This is a genomic window from Chlamydia sp. 04-14, assembly GCF_036632095.1.
GTDB lineage: Bacteria > Chlamydiota > Chlamydiia > Chlamydiales > Chlamydiaceae > Chlamydia.
Map to the genome: position 1 here is coordinate 353634 of NZ_JAPYKW010000001.1, position 21546 is coordinate 375179.

Consider the following 21546-nt stretch of genomic DNA (forward strand, 5'->3'; position numbering starts at 1 on the left):
AAACACATATTAATTGTTTATAAAGGGAAAAGAAATGGTATCTTATTTTTTGAAAGCCGCTATTAATGTTTATAGTTTTTTAATTTTGGTGTATATTCTTGCCTCTTGGGTTCCTGAATGTCACAATACAAAATGGTACCAATACGTATACAGGTTCGTAGACCCCTACTTAGCTCTATTTAGAAAATTTATTCCTCGTATTGGCTTCATTGATATTAGTCCGTTGATCGCTCTACTTTGCTTAGAGGCTGTTCCTTTTATTGTGATACGAACCCTGAGGTTTGTTATTCTTAATATTTTCCAGTCTCCATGGCTTCTTCAATATATATAAGAAATATTTTACTAAGATCCCCCATTGTTTACGCACCTTTAGCGGGTTTTTCAGATTATCCTTATCGGAGAATGTCGGCGCTTTATGGCCCGCCCGCTCTGATGTTTTGTGAGATGGTTAAGATAGAAGGGTTACATTACTCTCCTTCGCGCACATTGAAACTTTTAGAATATTCTGAATCGATGCGCCCTATAGGTGGGCAGCTTTGTGGTAGTAAACCCGAAATGGCGGGGGAAGCTGCTAAGGTATTAGAGGGTTTAGGTTTCGATTTAATAGATTTAAACTGCGGTTGTCCTACGGATAGGATTACAAAAGATGGTAGCGGATCGGGGATGTTGAAATCTCCTGAGCTTATTGGGAAAGTTTTAGAAAAGATTATAGAGGCTGTATCCATTCCTGTTACTGTAAAGATACGTTCTGGATGGGATGGAAATAACATTAATATCGAAGAGACGGTGAGAGTGATCAAAGATGCTGGAGCTAGCGCTGTTTTCGTACACGGAAGAACGCGCGCCCAAGGCTACGTTGGCCCTAGTAATCTTGAATATATATCACGAGCGAAGGCCGCTGCGGGTAAAGATTTCCCCGTATTTGGAAACGGTGATGTATTTTCTCCAGAAGCTGCTAAAGTAATGCTAGACACTACGGGCTGTGATGGCGTTCTTGTTGCACGTGGTACGATGGGAGCTCCTTGGATAGTAAGACAGATACAAGATTATCTCACGACAGGAACATATGAAAAAATACCTTTTTCGGTGAGGAAACAGGCATTTATTCAACATTTGCAGTGGGCAGATGAATATTATCAAAGTGAAGCGAAGTTTCTCTGTGAAACACGAAAGCTTTGCGGACATTATCTAATATCAGCTTCCAAAGTGCGATTTCTACGCTCAGCCTTGTCTAAAGCTACATCTGTGCAAGAAGTGTATCAGCTTATCGATAGTTATGAAGAAGCTGATGATGAGCATCGGGATCAACCAGCTTTAAATAAATGCTGATTTAGCAATTTTGGCAGTTGGAACATATCCACAGGTTCGGGGCCAATAATTGCTTGAAATTTCTCATCGGGAATTAACATCTTTTTATTTTCAGGCGATTGTAGATTCTGATCCTTGATGTATTTCCAGATTTTCTTTGTGGCTTCTCCACGCGCTACAGGCTCATTGCCTATCATTAAGGCAAGCTCAGGAGAAGGTGTAAGTAAAGAGCCTACCCTAGTAGTTTTTCCTTCACTCTTTTTCTTTGCTTTTGTTTTTGTAGTTTTACTACTTGTTTTTGATGCAGCTTTTTTCTTGCCTGTTGTTTTCTTTTCGTAAGGAGTTTTTGGTGTTCCTGTATACTTTGTAACAACAGCATCTATAGTGTTGCCAATCACACTACAGTCGGGATATTCTGAACAAGAATAGAATGTTTTATTATAACGTGAACGCTTTTTGAGAATTTTTCCAGAGCATCCTATAGCGGGGCAAGGAATGGATTCTTCTTTTTCTACTTCTTCTCCCTTTTTATGAATAGAAATCGTTCCACGGCACTTAGGATAGTTTAAACATCCTAAAAACGTGCCGAAACGCCCATGACGGACTTTCATTTTACCTTCACAAACAGGACAGGGACTATCCCAAGGTGTATCAACAGCATAGTCATCTTTATTAAAGGCAAGTTCTTCTTCAGAAGTTTTGAAGTCACACTCAGGGTATTCTGAGCAGCCATAGAAATAACGATTTTTTGCCCAGATTTTAACGAGTTTCCCTTTATGACATGCCGAGCATTCTATATCGGTTACAACACGTGGGATAACGGCTTCTTTTTCTGCTGTGGTGACTACAGGAAGAAATTGGTCCCAAAACTCTCTAAGAAGTAGTTTCCAGGACTTTTTATTATCAGCGATAAGTTCTAGCTCATCTTCCATAAGAGCTGTAAAACCTATGTCCATAATTCTAGGAAAATTCGTCTCTAGGAATTGTGAAATGATTTTCCCTAATTCTGTAGGACGCAGACGTTGGTTTTCTTTAATTGTATACTCACGACTTTGAATTTTATTCATAATCGTTGCATATGTGGATGGACGGCCTATCCCAGACTTTTCTAACTCTTTTACTAAAGAAGCTTCTGTGAATCTCGGAAGAGGTTTTGTAAATGCCTGTTCTGCAGAAACCTTTTCTTTATCCAAAACATCTTGAGCATGCAGTTGAGGAAGAGAGAGGTTTTCTTCTTCAGCTATATCATCATCAATTTTCTCTTCATATACAGCTAGAAAACCTTTGAACTTCAATAACGATCCTGAAGCGCGTAAATCTATTTTTACGTTCGTAGAGATGGTCATCGCTAACGTATCATAAATTGCAGGATTCATCTGGGAAGCAACGAAACGTTTCCAAATGAGAGAATAGAGTTTGTGTTGATCGTCAGTTAATCTTCCCTGAAGCTTATCTGGAGATAACTGAATATCCGTAGGACGAATAGCTTCGTGGGCATCTTGAGTCATTTTCTTTGTGGCATAGAGATTAGGGGATTTAGGAAGGTACTCTTGACCAAATGTATCCTGTATGTAGTCTCTAGCATTGCTTAATGCTTCAGGATCTATACGTACGGAATCTGTACGCATGTATGTAATCAATCCTGTTGCATCTTCATTATCTAATTCAACGCCTTCATATAGTGTCTGAGCCACAGACATTGTTTTCGAAGAAGAAAATCTAAAGTGACGACTGGCTTCTTGCTGTAAAGTTGATGTAATAAACGGTGGCGCTGCGTTGCGACGTTTCTCTTTAGCTTCTACGCGAGTAACTCTATAGGAAGCATCTTCTAAAAGCTCTACATAATGTTGAGCTTTAGCCTCGGAATTGATTAATAAAATTTCATCTTCGGTTTTTCCTTTAGGAAGTTCCTTTTCCCATTTTTTTCCATCTGCAGAATAGAGATGCGCCCAAAAAGTTTTTGAGGTCTTAGGGTCTTGAAGGAAAACACGGATATTCCAATATTCTGTAGGAACAAAAGCTTCTATAGCTTTTTCACGATCTACAACAAGCTTTAACGCAACAGATTGCACACGTCCTGCCGATATGCCTGATCGTTGCTGGAGCTTGCGACTTAAAATAGGAGAGATCTTATAACCTACAATACGATCCAAGAGGCGACGGGCTTGTTGCGCATTTACTAAAGCCATATCGATTTCTCGAGGATGCTTTAAAGCTTCGTTAACAGCACCTTTGGTAATTGCATTGAATGAAATTCGTTGCATGTGCGTATTTTTTGGAAGCTGGTTGGCGATATGCCAGGCTATGGCTTCTCCTTCTCTATCAGGGTCGGGAGATAGATAAACAACTTCACAGCTAGAGGCTAATTTGCGAATTTGGCTGATAACTTCTTGTTTATCAGGAAGAACTTGATAATCAGGTTCGAAATCATGTTCGATATCGATACCGAATTCCTTGGCGGGAAGATCAACAACATGTCCTAGTGATGAAGCAAAAATAAAACCTTTCCCTAAGAGCTTTTGCAAGGTTTTAATTTTAGCAGGAGATTCCACTACGATTAAGGATTTTTTCATTAATATTAAATGGCGAGCTCCGGATTTTATTCGGAGTAAAAACGCCTCTCCTTTTTTATTGTTTATGTTCCCTATCTAAAAAAAACCCTCATGCAACCATCTATTATTTATTGCAAGCTTTCACTACGAACGCGTGTTTCAGCTCATTGTAATAACGGACAAGCTAGAATTTTTGACAATAATCTTCTTAATATAGAGATTAAGTCTCCAAAATTAAAGAAGGGTTAAAAATAGGTAATTTTATTTTTCTCTTAGAGGAAAATACCGTTTATTGTTGAGAATTGGTTATCTCGACAATTTCTACGATTCGTAGAGCTGATCCCATATGAAACATATTAAAAAGAACAAAACCCTAATTCTTCAGCAGAGATTTGACCAGAGGCCCTGGCACGTCCTAATGGTTATTCAGTATGAGGTAGATTCTTTTCAAGGGAATAATGTAATACTTATGGAATGTAGCTCTATAAGAAAACTTTAATAAGAATATTTCTTGTTTTTGAAAGTTGAAAAGATAAGAAACAAACCTTACATCTAATCAGAATATTTGCTGAAAAACTCATTGATCTAATTTGACTGCGTTTTTGATTTTAACAATGGGTAAGTAGTATTTCTAAACTGCAATTAGTATCTTAGAAAAATGGAACTAAAACGTGGAAAAGTTTGAGTTTTTAATTCCTCCAAAGTCTTTAGAAGATGACCTACTTGATTTGAATAAGCAGGGAATCATAGCTGGTCCTGAAGAGTTAAAACCTCCTTTTCTATACCGCGCTCAAGACATTATTGATAACGCTCCTGATCATCCCACTGCTTTCCCTCCAAGATTGCAAGAGATATTCGATATTAATCCCACACATTTAGAGGTCATCTATTCTAATGAAGGTATGGATGTCTGGGAAGCAGGATGCACTTGGATAGCAAATAATCAGGTGATCATACAATTACGTAAACACTTACGTAAAGCAGCACGCTGGTTGTATATGTATTCTAAGGAAGAGATCCTTGCCCACGAAGCTGTTCATGCTGCACGTATGAAGTTCTATGAGCCTATGTTTGAAGAAGCCTTAGCTTATCAAACTTCACCAAAGGTGTGGAGACGGTTTTTAGGACCTTTATTTCGTTCGCCAGGAGAGAGTTATTGTTTGTTCTTCTTCGTCCTTTCTGGTCTTGGATTAAGTTTATGGTCTCCTTTGGCTGGTCTTGCTTGTATTCTTGCGACTCCTGCCTATTTTGGAGCTAGGCTGTTCATTGTACAGAGTTATTTTCGTCGTGCTATGAAGAAGATTCGTAGGATGCTTGGTGTTCCTCCTTTATGGGTAATGCTAAGACTTACAGATGCAGAAATTCGTATGTTTGCAACGCAACCCATTCCAGTTCTTGAAAAATATGCTAGAGAACAAAAGTTGGAAAGTGTTCGATGGCAGCAAATCTATATTGCTTACTTTACTTAATTTCCAAGATGTAAAACTGCTTTACATTTCAGAATACGATTTTCTTTTGTGTGCGGGAAGAATCTTTAATTGTGTACGGTATTTAGCTACTGTACGACGAGCACATTGAATTCCCTGTTGAGAAATTCGTTCGCTAATGTCAGCATCAGATAAGGGTATTGTTTCTGAAGCTATCCATTGATGAATCCACTGTAAAATTGTTTCTTTAGATTGAGAAGTGTCATTACTAGCGGCACGTGGAAACAGCTGTTTCATAGAGATAATTCCAATAGGCGCTGCCAATGTCTTATTTTCTATAGCCCGAAATATTGTTGATTCATGAAAGGAAAGTTCTTCGGATAAGCTTTTTACAGATAATGCTTTAGGGGAGGATGTCTTTCCAAGAAGAAAGCTTTCTTGATGAGGGAGTATCTTTTCTACAATGGCAAATAAAGTTTGTTCTCGTTTTCTTAGATTTTTAATGAGCCATTTAGCAGAAAGAATTTGCTGTGTGAGATTTTTTTTCTCTTCTCTGGGAAGCTGTTCATAAATATGAAAAACTTCACTGTTAAGTTTTATAGGGGGCAACCCTCGAGAACTAACTTGAATTTCCCAAATCTGGTTTTTTTTAGTAATGTAAACATCAGGAAGCGCAGGTTGTATGTCAGATAAAGATGCATAACCTTCTGCGGGACACCAAGGCATTTTTGCTAAAGCTGATTTAAGAGCGTTTCTTATATCTGAAGGAGAACAGCGGCATTTTTTTGCTATACGTAGAAAGTCACAGTTAATCAAAAGAGAATAGTGCTCTTTGATGATTTTATAAGCGAGAGTGTGTGAGGAACCTTCTAAATGTAATAACCAATAGTCTTGTAAGGTAGGGCAGGCTATGCCTAAGGGATGAAAATGCTGAATTGTTTTCCAAACAGTATGAATAATCTCTAAAGGAATTTCTAACTGCAACGACAGCTCTTCAGGAGAAGAAAGAAATAAACCTTGGTCTGATAGATTTCCTATGATGTGCTGAGCAATGAGCAATTCCTCACAACTATCAAACGTCTGCTGTACTTGTGTGAAAAGATGGGAAAATAAGGATTCCGGGCGAGAATATCCAGCATCTATAGAAGGTAAAGAAGAACATATGGACCATTCCTCATCTTCTAAAGAGGAGATGTCGAAGAAGGGATTATGGATGATTTGTTGAAGTACATAAGAGGAAAGTTCGGTAATTGAAGATTGCAACATCTGCAATCCCTGCTGCATGCGCAGCGAGGGAAGGTAGTTTTGAGAAAGCTTTTGATGTTGCTGAAACATACCTAATGTACTTGAATCAAGTAATCTCTAGGGATTTCCTTAAGAAATCGACTCGGTTTCATGACACGAACTGTGCCCCAAAGAAAACGAGTTTGTGCTGCGGTTAAATAAAGGAGATCTTGTGCTCTAGTGATTCCTACGTAGCATAGCCGTCGTTCTTCTTCAAGATTTTCATAACTTCCTTTAGAGTTTGCATGGGGGAAGAGATTTTCTTCTAATCCTACGACAAAGGCTATGCGAAACTCTAATCCCTTGCCGTTATGAATCGTCATAAGATTGACACGATCGGTAATCAGTTCTGTTTCATCTGTAGAACTTTTTAAAGCTAAATCATCTAAGAAACTTTCTAAGGTGCCCTCTGTATTTTGCTGTTCCCACTCAAAAGTTTTTGAAGCGAGTTCATCAAGGTTGCTTTTTCTATCTTCGAAAGTGTCAGGATCTTCCTTTAAGACTTGAAGGTAACCTGTAATTCGTATGGTAGCGACAACAAACTCATTGAGAGGAAGAGTTTCATAAGCATGCTCGAGTTGTTGGAAAATACTTAGATAACTTCTTAGACCTTCTTGTTGTTTCTTAGATAGCTTTACAGTTTGACTTTCTAAAGCATTTTTACATGCTTCTAACATGGGGAGGTTATTAGTGAGAGCGTAGTCTATTAAAGAAGAAATCGTAGAAGGTCCTAAACCGCGTTTGGGAAGATTTACTGTTCTATCAAAGGCAACGACATCGCATTTAGCAGTGAACATTCTTAGAAAAGCTAAGATGTCTTGAATTTCTTTGCGTTTGTAGAAAGATAACCCCCCAAGAATTTCATAGGGAATACGTCTACGTAATAAAGCGTCTTCGAAGGTACGAGATTGGAAGTTTGTTCTATAAAAAATACAGATATCACGTAGAGGAATATTTGCTCTTCTATGGAGACGATTGATTTCATCCGCGACAAATTCTGCTTCTTCCTTATCTGTTTTTCCTAGAAATACACGAATTTTTTCTCCAGGACCCTTCACGCTTCTTAAGTCTTTCTTTAACCTCGAGGCATTATTTTGAATCAAAGCATTAGCAGCATTAAGAATATTTCCATAACTACGATAATTGTCTTCTAAACGTAGGACAAGAGCCTTGGGATAGTCTTTTTCAAAGTTTAAAATATTATGGATATTTGCTCCGCGCCAAGAGTAGATAGATTGATCGGGATCTCCTACAGCAAATATATTTTGATATTTCCCTGCAATAGTCTGAGCCATCATATATTGTGCATGGTTGGTATCTTGATACTCGTCAATAAGAAGAGCTTTCCATAGTTCGCTGTATTCTTTTCTAATCTCAGGGAATTCCTTAAATAGCTTTACAGTAAGAAATAAAAGATCATCAAAGTCCAAAGCATTAGTTTCGTTTAGACGTTGCTGGTATTCTTTATAGATAGAAACCACCGGATCAATATATTCTTCAGGGTCTAAATCCTCAGGATATAGCAGACGATTTTTTGCTTGAGATATGTGATATTGTATAGAATTACTGAGAGTTTTCTTTAAATTAAATTTTTGTAAACATTGTTTGAGAAGCTTGTCAGTGTCACTTTGATCATAGATAATAAAATTATTTTCTCTGTTTAAAGCTTGTATAGAGCGACGTAGGATAAAGACTCCTAGGCTATGGAATGTACATACCATAGGAATATCCGTACCATGAGCTTGAGGGCATTGATGTAAAATACGTTCTTTAAGTTCTTTTGCTGCTTTATTGGTGAAAGTAACAGCTAGGATTTCTTTAGGAGCAATGCCTTCATTAATTAAATGGAGAATACGGCATGTTACCACGCGAGTTTTCCCAGCTCCAGCTCCAGCAAGAACCAAAATAGGACTTAATGGTGAGGTGACAGCTGCAATTTGTGCTTCGTTTAATTCTGAAGTGAGCATAGTGGTGGTGTCCTAACTTATAGCTTCTGGCTGAAAAAATCAGGATCACTGAAGCTAAAATAATCTAAGAAGGTTAATATACTTCTATTTTCAAATAATAAAAGTGGGTGGTTTATGCAAAATGCCTTTACTATAGACCAGCTTCCTTTGTCTTGGCAAGAGCAGCTTAAAACTGAGTGGTCCCAGCCCTATATGTGTAGGCTTAGGGAATTTTTACAATCTGAGTATTCCCAGACAATCGTTTACCCCGCAAAAGACAATATCTTTACTGCATTAAAAAGCACACCTTTTGATTCCGTACGCGTTGTTATTCTTGGACAGGATCCTTATCCTGGAGAAGGGCAAGCTCATGGATTAAGCTTTAGTGTCCCGAAAGGTGTTCGTCTACCCCCATCTCTCATTAATATCTTTCGTGAATTACAGACTGACCTCGGGATAGAAAATACCACAGGGTGTTTGCAATCTTGGGCAGATCAGGGAGTCTTATTATTAAATACTGTGTTGACTGTACGTGCAGGAGCTCCTTTTTCTCATGCTGGTCAGGGATGGGAACAATTTACCGATGCTATTGTTGCTAAGCTTATAGAAAATCGTTCGCATGTGATTTTTGTATTATGGGGGAATGCTGCAAGAAAGAAATGTGATTTACTTTTTCATTCCGCACATAAACATGCTATTTTAGCGGCTCCGCATCCTTCTCCTTTAGCGGCACATAGAGGTTTTTTTGGTTGTTCGCACTTTTCAAAAATTAACTACCTGCTTAAAAAGCTGAATAAGCCCATGATTAATTGGAAGCTCCCATGAATGAAGGTATTCAAACAGTTTCTTTTAACAAGACACACCGACTTACAGCGAAATCTACAGTTAGTTTAGAGATGCCTGTAGCGACGCAGAAACTTCAAGGTAAAGAAGGCATGCCTGCTGCAGCGAGTTTAGAGGCAGATTTCTTAAGAGCAGAAGCTATACTTACAGAAATGCGTGAGATTCGCGACTGTTTAGAACATTCGTTAGAAACGCTAATTCCTAGAGACTAGATGTTTCTCTAACAGGTCTTGCAAATAAGGAGTTAGCTTTTGTAAAGCTTTGGCTCTATGTGAGACCTGATTTTTTACATCTTCAGAAAGTTCAGCAAATGTTTGTTTATAATCATATTTTAAAAATAATGGATCATAGCCAAACCCTGACGAACCTTTTTCTTGATTGCTAATATAACCTTCGCAAATTCCTCGGGCTTTGAAGAATCTCCCTTCAGGAGAAGCAAGAACAATACAACATTCAAAATATGCAGAGCGGTCTACAATACTTTCTAAAGATTGCATTTCCTGTAGAAGTTTTTTTCTGTGATCTTTATCGCAGGCATCTTCTCCAGCAAAAATAGCGGACAGTTTACCGGGAAGGCCATTTAATGCAGGGACCATAAGCATAGTATCATCAGCAATAACCCAAGAATTGAGTTCCTTCGCCGCATGAAGACCTTTTGCTAGAGCATTCTCTTCAGGAAGGCAACCTACTTCTTTAGGAGAGCGATAGTTGGGGAAATCTGTTAATGAGAAAATATCAAAACTTCCTAATTGTTTTAAAAAAGTCTTGGTTTCCCGTATTTTATAACCGTGGGAGCTAGCAATTACTATCTTCATGGGTTTCTCCTTAGCAAAAGGGAAAGAGCAAATAACTAAAAGTCTTTGTCTCGTTTGAAATCACACTAGCAATTTTGTCGAGTGTAGTATCTTCGCCGATTATATTACAAAATAATCGAAATAGACGCACCTACACAACTATTAGCACGGTTGCACAAAGATATCTTTTTTGCTAGCAGTACTTAACCAACATACAAACTATCAGAATGTTGTTTTTCATAGGCAGACGGATGTTATGAGAGTAATACGCTCGTTTTTAATTTTATTATGTTTATTTCCTTACTTAGGATTTTCTCAGGTTTCTGTCGGGTTAGATCGTCTTTTTAACGATGAATCTTATAAATCTTGGATTCGTGGTAAGAAAGTAACATTAGTTTCTCATAATGCTGCTATTAATCGTGAAGGGAAGGACGCCTTATCTGTTTTTCAAGAGCATAAAGATCTATGCTCTTTGAATATTCTTTGCACGTTAGAACACGGATATTACGGTACAGCACCTGCAGAAACTCCTGGAACTGCTCCTGGAGTTCAAGGATTACGTACAGTGTCTCTCTACGGTATTAAAGACATTCCTGAATGTGCTGTGCAAGGTAGTGATGTTTTAATCTACGATGTGCAAGATATTGGGGTGCGTTCTTATACTTTCGTTTCTTCATTACTTCATTTAGTTTGTGCTGCACAAAAATATAAAAAGACTTTGATCATTCTAGATCGTCCAAATCCAATGGGGGGCAGGGTAATTGATGGCCCGCTGCCTACGTCCGAAGCTGATTATACTCCAGAAATTCCTTATTGCTATGGGATGACTCCCGGAGAACTCGCATTATTTTATAAAGCAAAGTATGCGCCTTATGCTCAGGTATCTGTCGTTCCCATGCAAGGATGGAAACGTTCGATGACATTCTCTCAAACTGGATTAAATTGGATTCCTACTAGCCCACAAATTCCTGATGCACAAACGACCTTTTTCTATGCAGCAACAGGGATTATAGGAGCTTTATCTATATCAAGTATTGGTATAGGTTACACTCTTCCTTTTAGGGTAATTGGAGCTCCCTGGATGGATGGCAATCTTGTTGCGAAGAAGTTAAATGAAGCGCGGTTACCAGGAATCATGTTCTATCCTTTCTGTTACGAGCCTTTTTTTGGTAAATATAAGATGGAATTTTGTTCGGGAGTTTTACTTATGTTGGAAAAGCCTGAAGAATTTCTTCCCATGGAAACCCAATGTACAATTTTAGGTACTCTAAAGACTCTTTATCCTAAGCAAGTGGAAAATGCTTTTAAAGCTTTAGAGAAAATTCCTTTGCGAAGAACGTCTATTCATCGTTGTTTAGGAGAAGAAAAGTTTTTGTATATTTGCCAAAACGAGCGCTATATTATTTGGCCGTTAAAAAAATTATGTATTGAAGGTAGAACAAAGTTCGAAAATATACGTAAGCCTTTCTTAATAGCTGACTATGGGGATTAAAAGTAATTTCCTCTAAGGATTCCTCTGTTTGACAGGAATTTTTGTTGTTTCTATAAGCGACCTTATAGGGTCGCCTTATCCCTGGAATCTAGGGGAGATATAGAAAAAACGTGTCTAAAATATTCAAGAATCGATTAGAAGGACTTAGCGCGTTAAATCGAGGCGTGCGTGCTTTAGCTAAGGCCGTCACAACAACCTTAGGACCTCAAGGCTCCCATGTTGTTATCAAAAAAGATCTTTCCCCTCCTTATGTCACAAAACACGGTGCTTCAATAGCTAAAGAGATTAATTTATCTGATGCTTTTGAAAATACTGGTTTAAAACTTGCTAGGGAAGCTGCATTACAAACGGAAGCTGAGATAGGAGATGGATCTACTACGACTATCGTGCTAACAGAAGCGTTATTTTCTTCAGGGCTTAAAGGCATTGCGGTTGGATTAGATCCTTTAGAAATTAAACAAGGAATCCAACTTGCTGGAGAGATGTTAGATAAGGAGCTTGCCAAGCTCGCAGTTGAAGTCAGTGAAACAGAAGATATATTTCATATAGCTACAACCTCAGCCAACTATGATCCATCCATTGGGAAGATTCTTTCCGATGCTATAGCTCGCGTGGGAATTGAGGGTGTCTTTGTAGTGAAAGAAGGAACAGAGACTGCTTTAGAAACTACGACACATGTAGGATTAAACTCGGGATATTTATCTTCATATTTTGTGACGCATCCCGAAACGATGGAAGTTGTTTATGAAAATGCATCTATCTTATTGTGTAATCAGACGTTATCTTCTTTAAATCAATCGTTTATTCATTTTTTAGAGCAGACCTTTCAAACGAGTTGTGATCCTTTAATTATCATTGCTGAAGATTTTGATCCTCAGCTTCTCTCCATTTTAATTGTTAATAAACTGAAAGGGAACCTCCCTATATGTGCAATAAAAGCCCCAGGATATGGTCAGCAGCGTAGAGAGATTTTAGAGGATATTGCTATTTTGACAGGCGCGACTCTTGTAGGAGATTTGTTAGGAATTTCTTTAGATAAGAGTAATTTAGATGTTTTAGGTCGAATAGGGAAAATTGTTGTTAAACAAAACTCAACTGTTTTTTTTGAAGGGAAAGGAAACCAAGAAAGAGTAGAACAACGTATTGAGTATTTGCGCGAGGCTATCGTGCATAGCAAATCTGAAATGGATACTCAGGATTTAGAAAAGCGTTTAGCTAGATTTGTTGGTGGATTAGCTCAGATATATTTAGGAGCTACGACAGAAAACGAATTCAAAGAAAAAAAAATTCGATTGGAGAATGCTTTAAAATCTATAAAAGCTGCTTTTAAAGAAGGTTGTCTTCCGGGAGGAGGTACAGCTTTAGCTCGTGCAGCATCTATAGTAAAAGTCCCTGAGCAATTATCTAAGGGGGTAATGTTTGGGTGTAAGTGTATGTTGCAATCCGCAGAAGTCCCTCTTAGAGTCTTGGCTACAAATTGCGGGAAAGTTCCAGAATATGTAGTAGATACTGTTCTAGATCATCCAGACCCTTACTTTGGATATAATTGCATTAAAGATACTTTTGAAAATTTAATTGCCTCAGGAGTGTTTGACCCCTTCACAGTAATTAAATTTGCTTTGAAATATTCTATTTCTATCTCCTGTTTACTTTTGACTAGTTCGTTTTTTATTGCAGACTCGTCGGAAGAAATACAAAACCCGTCCTTCCCGGAAACCTAATTTTCGAAGGATTCATAAGTAAATAAATTTTACACGGCTCTTAATGTAGTAATATCTTTTTGGTTTAGAATGATCTTTTTTTCAAAGATAAGGAGAAACACTTGATCATTTGGCCCGACTTGACTACACTTTTTATCGAAAGAGCTGTGCACCAGTAGCTCAGTGGATAGAGTACCTGGCTACGAACCAGGTGGTCAGAGGTTCAAGTCCTCTCTGGTGCGATGCATAATCATAAAAAATAGGGTGGTAATGGGATCGCTATTTATTGGGAAAACTGCCCCAGATTTTTCTGTACAAGCAGTCGTTGACGGCGAAGTAAAAAATGTTTCTTTGAAAGATTATCGTGGTAAATACGTTATTCTTTTCTTTTATCCTAAGGACTTCACTTATGTTTGTCCTACAGAGCTTCATGCTTTCCAAGATTCTTTAGAAGAATTTGAAAATCGCGGTGCACAAGTCATTGGTTGCTCCGTTGATGATCTCGATACTCACAAACGTTGGTTAGATACCGATAAAAAAGCTGGTGGAGTTAAAGGTGTTACCTATCCTCTAGTTTCTGATACAACTCATGAACTTTCTAAACTCTATGGCGTATTGGATTCTCAGTCTGGATTATCATTCCGTGGATCTTTCTTGATCGATAAGGATGGTATAATCAGGCATATGGTAATCAACGATCTCCCTTTGGGTCGTTCTATAGATGAAGAGCTTCGTGTATTAGATGCTTTGATTTTCTTTGAAAATCATGGACTCGTATGCCCTGCAAATTGGCATCAAGGTCAGAAGGCTATGGCCCCTAACGAAGAAGGCTTGAAAGAGTACTTCGGAACTATCGATTAGAAAACTTTATTAAAAGTTAATAAATCATAGAGATCTTGTTCAAAAAACAAAAGAAAGCTTTTGTATTTTCTGCAGAGAGATTTAGAGGCTTCTATAATGTGTTGATCTCCAACACCTGGAAGACCCATAGCGATAATATTTTTTAAATTAGTCTGAGTATTTAAGAAGTGTAGGCCGAAAAAATAACTGTCCACGCAGTATCCTTCTTCTTTTACTCTGAAATAAAGCACATTATAGTTGTACATCAAAGCTTGTATGGCTAAGGCTATTCCTGACCTAGTTGTCGCAGACCCCCCGCCAAGATGGTCGTAAAGATCTACTGTAGTGCGACATAGGTAAGCAGTGTCGTAGCTTCCTTTTTCTGCTTCACCGAATAAAGCAATTGTCAATTTCATTGAATTAAGAATAAATCGGACTTTATTTCCGATCCTACAAAAGACTTTGTTTATTATCTATAGTTAGAAGTAAATATTAGTTATGAAAAAACTGATGATTATTTCTTATTCTCTGGTAAACAAAGCTTTTGATTAGCGTAAATAACATCAGAATTTAATTTATTAAGTTTTTTTAATTCTGATACGGGGATTTTATATTTCGCAGCGATTTTACCTAAGGTTTCTCCAGGTCTGACAATATGGATATGTGCAGGCACCTCATCAGAAAGATCGGTGTAAGTTTCAGGAGAAGAGCCATCAACAAGAGCTAAGAGAGAGCGGCGTAAAAGACGAATATCTTGAGAAAGAGTCTTATGGTCTTTTTGTATTTCTTGAAGTTTATTATTTAGGGTGGCTTGGATATCCTTTACAGAAGCTGTAAGGACAGCAACAGTTTTTGCTAGGGTTTTTTGTTCAATTTCTAATTGCTGAATTTGTTTTGTGATAGATTCTGGTTTTGCAGAAGACAATCTTTGAATTTTACCATCTTGCTCATCTATACGATCTGTTAATATCTGTATTTCAGCTTCATGACATAGTAACTTTGCAGAAGCATCTTCGACTTCTGCAAGTACAGTTTGTATGGATGGCGTTTTCCCGGCAGCATCGAGGGGAAGGATAATCCCCAGAGAAAGCCATAATCCACAATAGAACAAATGTTTATAATTAACGTGCATGGACTTTAAATTCTGTACGACGATTTTGTTGCCAAGCGAGCTCATTATGACCGGAGTTCATGGGCTGCTCTTTTCCGTAAGATATAGTAAATAACCGCTCTGCAGAGATTCCCTGTTTAATTAGATACTGTTTGACAGCATTAGCACGTCGTGCTCCTAAAGCTAGGTTATATGCTGCAGCGCCACGCTCATCAGTATGACCTTCTATATACAGCGTTGTTCTTGGAGACTTTTGCATTTGGCGAACAAGACTAGATAGAATAGCTAAATTTTCTTCGCCTTTTATTGTGTAGCTATCCGTAGCGAAAGTAATATTTCTGAAAGCAACCGACTGACTACTCGTTTTGTATAATTGTTCTTCCTTAGAATCATAAGCATCCGCGAAATTTTGATTCATTTCATCATCGGTATAAAGGGGAACAAAAGCAAAATTCTGTTTTCTTCTTTTTGGATGCTGACAATCTTCGCAAACGGTATCCCAATCACCACAAGGATAAGAGCAAGAAGGTAAAGCGAAAAGCGCAAGTAGTAAACAACTCAGAACGCTTAAATATTTCTTTTTCATAAGATTCTCTTTATTGGTTATTAGGGAATCCTCCCCAAGAAGGAAAACGTTTTTCCCCCAGTCCTATAACAATTTTCTTAGTTTTTTGGGTAATCAGACTTAATAAATAAAGCTCTGACTCTCCTGAATTCCCTGCACTATAAACAAGATGATGACTATCAATAGCCCATGAAGGTCCTTCTTTGTCTGTAGGAGTTGTTGTCAGTTGATAATCTTTCCCAGTAGAAAGGTCATACAAACAAATTTGACGAACTCCTTTAATTACAGAGCAGAAGGCTATTTTTTTACCATCTGGAGACCATGAAGGGCAACTGCTATTTCTATATTTTTTTGTGAGTAAACGTGGAGTTTGAATTTCTGGATCTATTTGAATAATGTATAAACGCGGTCTACCGTCTTTATTAGAAACGAAGACTAATTTAGAACCATCGGGACTGAAAGAGGGATTCCCTTGCGTTCCGAAAGTTTCATTCAACACTCTTCGTGGTTTTCCCATAGCGCCTCTTGATAAAGAGAAACTCTGAAGAAACAGGTCGGGATTCCCATAAGTATCCGAAATAAAAGCTAAGAGTTTCTTCCTTGGAGAAAACGTAGGCATAAACTGATTCCCTTGTAGATTGAGAACCTTTTTACCTGTAGTGTTCTCTAGAGAACCTAGGAAAATTTTAGGAATGCCAAATTTATAAGAGACGTAAAGATAAGGATTACCACTTCCTACATTCATCCAATTGGGAGTGATGGATAAAGAATTTTCTTGCGTAAGAGCACACAAATTCCCTCCATCATAATCTACAGACCAAAGCTCGCCCTGTTTTAATTCGCAATCTTGTGGATTTTTGCTTAACGAGAAAACAATTTTCCCAGAGCTAATTCCTGGAACACTGGTAAGCGCGTAATGAATCTTATCCGCTGCTTCGTGTATTTTCTGACGGTTGCTGGTGTTATCTTCTGTAAGTATTAAGGAAAGAAATGGCTGAGGGTTTTGAGAACCTCTAGCTATAGTAAATACGATTTCAGGATAGCGAGAAACAATAGCGATGCTAAAAGGAGCAGAAAGAGTTTCAGATTTAACAAGGGTGGGTTGGAGACGATCCCCAAGAGCTAAATCGCTAATGAAAGTATTGCATAGTGTGCGTAGATATTTTTGTTGTTTCGCATCATTGGAGCCTATTTTTAACTCTACATGAATTGGTAATAGAGAAATCTCAGAACGCACGGTAACTTCTAAATCTTTAGCATAGAGGGAAACTATCCCAAAAATAAGGAAAGTACTGACAAATATACGTCGTAACATTCCGACAGCCCCTACTGTGTTAAGACTCGCTACTCAGGAGTTTAATATGAAAAGCGATATTTTTCGAGACTTTGTATTTATCGAGGAATTTTTTAAAAGGAATTTCCTGAATTCTCATAAGAATAAGTTGTTTTTCGGCTTCGCTAATTTCAGATAACAAAACACAATCTTGGATATTCCCTTGAGGTGTTAATACAAGTTTTACTCGAACTTCCCCAGAAAAGGGCAAAACAATATATTCACGAAGTAGTTGGCACAATTCTTCTTCTTGAGTCGCTGCTAAAGATGAATGTATGGAGAGTTCTCTACTTATAGGGAGAGAAATATCCGCAAGTCGAGCATCACTATCATCGAGATGTTTTGAAAGTGTTTTCGCAAGATCTGCAATAGTTTTGAGTTTGGCGTCTTTTTCCGCCTTTTTCTTTACAGAAGTTTTTTCTTCCATCTGTGATTTTAATACAGGTTTTTCTTTTTCCACAGGTTTACTAGGAACAGAAACTTTTTTCACATTATCAGTTTTTTTCTTCTCGGCAGCAACTTTAGGAGGATGTTTTTGAGGTTGTTCCTGAGCAATAGATTGTTTTTTTTCTGTTTTGACTACTTGGGACTCTGACGGAGGTGTTGCCGTTGAGCATGTTTTTATAATGGAAAGAGGTTCATTTAAAATAACGAGTTTTTCTTTGAAAGGTAGGAGTTTGGGTTGTTTTTTTTGTGCTGGAGAATATGCAAGGAGAACAATGCAGATCCCGTGGAGAAAAGTTGCAAAGAGAATATAAGGGAGCGTCTTTTTCATAATTAGCTTTTTAAAGCTATATGGAGTTCGTGAAATCCTGCTGATTCTATCGTAGTTTTGACTTCTTGGTATAATCTAAAAGGTGTATCGCCATCTTGTAATAGCAGAGGCACTCTATTTGGGTGTCGCTGATGAAGAAGGGTGAGTTGCGTTTTTAATTCCGTTAAGGAAAGAGCCTGATCATTCAGTGTAATTGTGTTATCTGCTAATACTTTTATTGTTGTGGGAAGTTCATCGTCTTTTCCAAGAACCTTATGCTCTTTAGTCCCCGGAGCTAACGCTATAGAATCAAGGCGTATTAAGGGCATGGCAATCATAAATGCCATCAAAATAACAAAGACAATGTCAATTAACGGAGTGAGATTGACATTAGGATCTTCTTCAGTATCTTCAACGATAATACGTTTCATAAATTTGTCTGACGATACTTAACTTCTATAGAATTTAACAGCAAATAGGCTGTTTGCTCTATTTCTAGAATTAATCGAGAAGAGTGAGCTTTAAGATAGTTAAACCCAATCAAAGAAGGAATAGCAACAAATAGGCCTACAATTGTAGTTCCTAAAGCCGTTGCCAATCCTTCCATCATCGCTGTTCCTCCAGCCTGTCCTGAGCTAATATGAGAAAAAGCTACTAAAATGCCCCAAACAGTCCCTAAAAGACCTAAAAAGGGTGCTAAGCTGATCGTCGTAGCAGGGATAAAATTGTTTTCATGCATAATTGCGCGATATTTGGGCATAATCGCTCCTAGCAGAGTCTCTAGAGACTGAATGTCTTCTATAGACAACACTGGTCCATGATCAGGAGCCTGCTGACGATTTTTATCGAGAAGTTCTAAAGTTCCTCGTTTAATAGTGAAATATAGATCCGCAAAGGGATTTAACTCCGGATGAATTTCTAAAGATAAGGGAGCATGACGATTCTTTATCAAGAAATCTTTAAGAGATTTTCCTGATTTTAGAAATTTTTTTTGAATAGCAAGCTTTTGATGTAGTACCGTCCAGGTGCATAAGGAAAGAATCAATAAGCTAAAGAATATCCCCTTACCGAAAAGATCGGCTTCTCTGAAGGCCTGGATAATTGGATTATGGGTGAATTGCAACATAGAGTATAAAATTCTTTACATAACGAGGGGATTATACAAAAGACGATCCTATCAAAATTCTGGTATAGAGCCAAGTAGGTTTTGTTAAAGAGATTTACGAAACCATTTATAAAAATAAAACTATATATAGTGTATAATTATCTACCTGATTTAGAAATAATTGGAGTTATTTTGAATAAAATCAAAAAGCATTTTCAAACTATATTGGTGGCTTTTCTATTTTCTTTGCCTGCCTTTACTGGGCATGGTCAAAAATTGCATGCCGCAGAGTCTGTGGTGGATGAGAAAGTTTTGCCGGGTGCTACTCTAGTTTCTGAGGGGTCTCATATTCCTAAAGGTGGAATATTCAGATTAGGGATTAAAATATCCGCCCCTAAAGGAAGTCATATCTATTGGAAGAACCCAGGAGAAGTGGGAAGTCCATTAAGAATTAATTGGAATTTACCCAGAGGGTTTGTCGTTGAGGAGGAGCATTGGCCTGCTCCAAAGGTTTTCGAAGAAGACGGGACGACATTCTTTGGTTATGATGATAACGCATTTATAGTTGCGGATATCCGCGCTCCTGAAAGTGGCGCTGATAACGAATCCGTAGTATTAAAAGCCCATGTGGAATGGTTGGCCTGCGGAGAGAGTTGCGTACCTGGGAATGTCGATTTAGAGCTATCATTGCCATATCGTGATGGCGTTGCCGCTTTACACCCAGAAAGATCCACAGAGTTTGCTCAAACTCTACAATCTCGACCACGTTTATTGAAGGATGATCAGACGATTACATTAGGACGTAGTCAAGAGGGTGAGCTTATTTTAAATATTACCGGCAGCCCCAACCGAGCTGATAAGGCTTGGTTTATCTCAGAGAAAGCCGATAAAATCTTTGCCTATTCTGAAGAAGCGATAAACGAGGCATCTGGGACAGCCTGGAGACTTAAGGTTAAAACGCTATCGGGAGTTCAGAAGAATCAGCAACTACAAGGTATTCTATTACTTACAGATAGTGCGGGTCGAGAGATTGAATCTTTCGTTATCCAAGGTCAAGTTAGTGATTCCGGGCAAGCCTCAGAATTCTGGAATTATATGACAATTATAGCCATGGCGTTCCTCGGGGGACTTCTTCTTAATATCATGCCTTGTGTTTTACCTTTAGTGACCCTTAAGGTTTACGGGTTGATTAAATCTGCAGGAGAACATCGCTCCTCGGTGATTATCAACGGTCTCTGTTTCACTTTAGGGGTGGTAGGCTGTTTTTGGGGATTGGCAGGAGTTGCTTTTCTTTTAAAAATGTTAGGTCATAACATTGGTTGGGGTTTCCAGCTTCAAGAACCTATGTTTGTAGCTACCTTGATTATTGTATTCTTCCTATTCGCTTTGAGTTCTTTAGGCTTGTTTGAAATGGGAACGATGTTTGCTAATCTTGGAGGAAAACTTCAGTCTGCAGAGTCGGGAGCTTCTAAGAATAAAGCTGTGGGGGCCGTATTTAATGGAGTGCTAGCTACTTTAGTAACAACACCTTGTACGGGACCTTTTTTAGGTTCGATATTGGGTTTGGTCATGTCTTTATCATTTATCAAGCAGTTGATGATATTCACATCTATTGGTTTGGGAATGGCCTCGCCTTATCTTGTGTTTTCTGTATTTCCTAAGATGTTATCCGTTCTTCCTAAACCTGGAAGTTGGATGAGTACGTTTAAACAGCTTACCGGGTTCATGTTATTAGGAACAGTAACCTGGCTGGCATGGATCTTTGGCTCAGAAACAAGTACTACAGCGTTAATTGTCTTGCTTGCTGGATTGTGGCTTGCAGGGATAGGAGCATGGATTTTAGGGAAATGGGGGACTCCTGTTTCTCCTAAGAAACAGAGAGTATTCGCTTCGACACTATTTTTTGGGTTTGTTGCGGGAGCCCTATCATTAAGTTTTATTGCTTCGAGGAATTTCACAGAAGAAGCAGAAACTGTAGTAGTTCAAGGAGGAAGTTCTTGGCAGCCATTTTCTGCAACAAAACTTGCTCAGCTGCGTAAAGAGGGCCAGGCTGTCTTTGTAAACTTCACAGCTAAGTGGTGTTTAACCTGTCAGATGAACAAACCTGTATTGTATGCAACTGCTGTGCAGGAGATGTTTAAAAAACGCGGGGTAGTTACCCTAGAGGCCGACTGGACTCGTAAGGATCCGGGCATTACCGAGGAGCTAGCACGTTTAGGACGAGCAAGCGTCCCTTCCTATGTCTATTATCCTGCTGATCAGTCGGAACCTATAGTGCTTCCCGAGAAGATTACGCAATCAGTTCTTGAAGACATGGTCTTTTCGAAAAACTAATCTATAATTTTAGATTTTTTAGGGTGTATTTGAATAAATACACCCTTTTTTTTTTCTTAATTTAAAAAATGCTTCTTAAACGATCGATTCTTTTGAAGATATTTCACTAGGAAATGTATGATTGCACATTTCCTCGCGTCAAGATTTTAAGGAGAGGG

20 protein-coding genes and 1 tRNA gene are annotated in these 21546 nt (G+C 38.3%); 10 read left to right on the forward strand and 11 right to left on the reverse strand.

The window, feature by feature from the left end:
* Positions 1-34 precede the first annotated feature (34 nt).
* Both O6937_RS01610 and dusB read left to right on the forward strand, forming a co-directional pair.
* Positions 35-331, forward strand: coding sequence for a YggT family protein (locus tag O6937_RS01610; protein WP_332389939.1), 297 nt, complete (start codon positions 35-37; stop codon positions 329-331).
* Positions 310-1329, forward strand: a complete 1020-nt coding sequence (dusB, locus tag O6937_RS01615; protein ID WP_332389940.1) for a tRNA dihydrouridine synthase DusB — start codon at positions 310-312, stop codon at positions 1327-1329. Before O6937_RS01610 ends, dusB begins: the two co-directional genes overlap by 22 nt.
* Here dusB and topA read toward each other — a convergent pair.
* Positions 1305-3881: a type I DNA topoisomerase gene (gene topA / locus O6937_RS01620; RefSeq protein ID WP_332389941.1), complete on the reverse strand. Its 2577-nt coding sequence runs from the start codon at positions 3879-3881 to the stop codon at positions 1305-1307. The two genes, dusB and topA, sit on opposite strands and share 25 nt — an antisense overlap.
* Before the next feature lie 650 nt (positions 3882-4531).
* On the opposite strand from topA, the gene O6937_RS01625 reads away from it, so the two are divergent.
* Positions 4532-5329 carry a hypothetical protein gene (locus O6937_RS01625; protein WP_332389942.1) on the forward strand — a complete coding sequence of 266 codons (798 nt, stop codon included), beginning with the start codon at positions 4532-4534 and terminating at the stop codon, positions 5327-5329.
* Positions 5330-5350: 21 nt separating this feature from the next.
* Here O6937_RS01625 and rpoN read toward each other — a convergent pair whose 3' ends face one another.
* Together rpoN and O6937_RS01635 are read right to left on the reverse strand one after the other, a co-directional pair.
* Positions 5351-6622 (reverse strand): RNA polymerase factor sigma-54, encoded by a 1272-nt coding sequence (rpoN, locus tag O6937_RS01630; protein ID WP_332389943.1) that lies wholly within the window; start codon positions 6620-6622, stop codon positions 5351-5353.
* A gap of 2 nt (positions 6623-6624) precedes the next feature.
* Positions 6625-8538, reverse strand: a complete 1914-nt coding sequence (locus O6937_RS01635) for an ATP-dependent helicase (RefSeq protein WP_332389944.1) — start codon at positions 8536-8538, stop codon at positions 6625-6627.
* Between the two features lie 114 nt (positions 8539-8652).
* On the opposite strand from O6937_RS01635, the gene ung reads away from it, so the two are divergent.
* Together ung and O6937_RS01645 are read left to right on the forward strand one after the other, a co-directional pair.
* Complete coding sequence (ung, locus tag O6937_RS01640) at positions 8653-9342, forward strand: uracil-DNA glycosylase (RefSeq protein WP_332389945.1); 690 nt, start codon at positions 8653-8655, stop codon at positions 9340-9342.
* Complete coding sequence (locus O6937_RS01645) at positions 9339-9572, forward strand: hypothetical protein (protein ID WP_332389946.1); 234 nt, start codon at positions 9339-9341, stop codon at positions 9570-9572. Before ung ends, O6937_RS01645 begins: the two co-directional genes overlap by 4 nt.
* On the opposite strand, the gene rdgB is transcribed toward O6937_RS01645, so the two are convergent.
* Positions 9555-10175 carry an RdgB/HAM1 family non-canonical purine NTP pyrophosphatase gene (gene rdgB / locus O6937_RS01650; protein WP_332389947.1) on the reverse strand — a complete coding sequence of 207 codons (621 nt, stop codon included), beginning with the start codon at positions 10173-10175 and terminating at the stop codon, positions 9555-9557. The two genes, O6937_RS01645 and rdgB, sit on opposite strands and share 18 nt — an antisense overlap.
* Before the next feature lie 235 nt (positions 10176-10410).
* On the opposite strand from rdgB, the gene O6937_RS01655 reads away from it, so the two are divergent.
* The 4 genes from O6937_RS01655 to O6937_RS01670 all read left to right on the forward strand — a co-directional run bounded on the left by O6937_RS01655 (position 10411) and on the right by O6937_RS01670 (position 14207).
* Positions 10411-11646, forward strand: a complete 1236-nt coding sequence (locus O6937_RS01655; RefSeq protein ID WP_332389948.1) for a DUF1343 domain-containing protein — start codon at positions 10411-10413, stop codon at positions 11644-11646.
* A gap of 110 nt (positions 11647-11756) precedes the next feature.
* On the forward strand, positions 11757-13367 hold the full coding sequence (locus O6937_RS01660) for a molecular chaperone GroEL (protein ID WP_332389949.1): 1611 nt from the start codon (positions 11757-11759) through the stop codon (positions 13365-13367).
* A 148-nt stretch (positions 13368-13515) separates the two neighbouring features.
* Positions 13516-13588 (forward strand) — tRNA-Arg (locus tag O6937_RS01665).
* Between the two features lie 28 nt (positions 13589-13616).
* A complete protein-coding gene (locus O6937_RS01670) occupies positions 13617-14207 on the forward strand; it encodes a peroxiredoxin (protein WP_332389950.1) in 591 nt (196 codons plus the stop codon).
* Here O6937_RS01670 and O6937_RS01675 read toward each other — a convergent pair.
* From O6937_RS01675 to O6937_RS01705, 7 genes are all read right to left on the reverse strand, one after another.
* Positions 14204-14602 (reverse strand): hypothetical protein, encoded by a 399-nt coding sequence (locus tag O6937_RS01675; protein ID WP_332389951.1) that lies wholly within the window; start codon positions 14600-14602, stop codon positions 14204-14206. The two genes, O6937_RS01670 and O6937_RS01675, sit on opposite strands and share 4 nt — an antisense overlap.
* Positions 14603-14700: 98 nt before the next feature.
* Positions 14701-15318, reverse strand: coding sequence for a LysM peptidoglycan-binding domain-containing protein (locus O6937_RS01680; protein ID WP_332389952.1), 618 nt, complete (start codon positions 15316-15318; stop codon positions 14701-14703).
* Positions 15308-15883, reverse strand: a complete 576-nt coding sequence (locus O6937_RS01685) for an OmpA family protein (RefSeq protein WP_332389953.1) — start codon at positions 15881-15883, stop codon at positions 15308-15310. Before O6937_RS01685 ends, O6937_RS01680 begins: the two co-directional genes overlap by 11 nt.
* A 10-nt stretch (positions 15884-15893) precedes the next feature.
* Positions 15894-17177, reverse strand: coding sequence for a Tol-Pal system protein TolB (tolB, locus tag O6937_RS01690; protein ID WP_332389954.1), 1284 nt, complete (start codon positions 17175-17177; stop codon positions 15894-15896).
* 19 nt (positions 17178-17196) lie between these two features.
* Positions 17197-17970: an inclusion-associated protein gene (locus O6937_RS01695; protein ID WP_332389955.1), complete on the reverse strand. Its 774-nt coding sequence runs from the start codon at positions 17968-17970 to the stop codon at positions 17197-17199.
* Positions 17971-17972: 2 nt separating this feature from the next.
* Positions 17973-18380, reverse strand: a complete 408-nt coding sequence (locus tag O6937_RS01700) for an ExbD/TolR family protein (protein ID WP_332389956.1) — start codon at positions 18378-18380, stop codon at positions 17973-17975.
* Complete coding sequence (locus O6937_RS01705; RefSeq protein WP_213241829.1) at positions 18377-19075, reverse strand: MotA/TolQ/ExbB proton channel family protein; 699 nt, start codon at positions 19073-19075, stop codon at positions 18377-18379. Before O6937_RS01705 ends, O6937_RS01700 begins: the two co-directional genes overlap by 4 nt.
* A 171-nt stretch (positions 19076-19246) precedes the next feature.
* Here O6937_RS01705 and O6937_RS01710 point away from each other — a divergent pair, with 171 nt between their 5' ends.
* Positions 19247-21388 carry a protein-disulfide reductase DsbD family protein gene (locus O6937_RS01710; protein ID WP_332389957.1) on the forward strand — a complete coding sequence of 714 codons (2142 nt, stop codon included), beginning with the start codon at positions 19247-19249 and terminating at the stop codon, positions 21386-21388.
* Positions 21389-21546 lie beyond the last annotated feature (158 nt).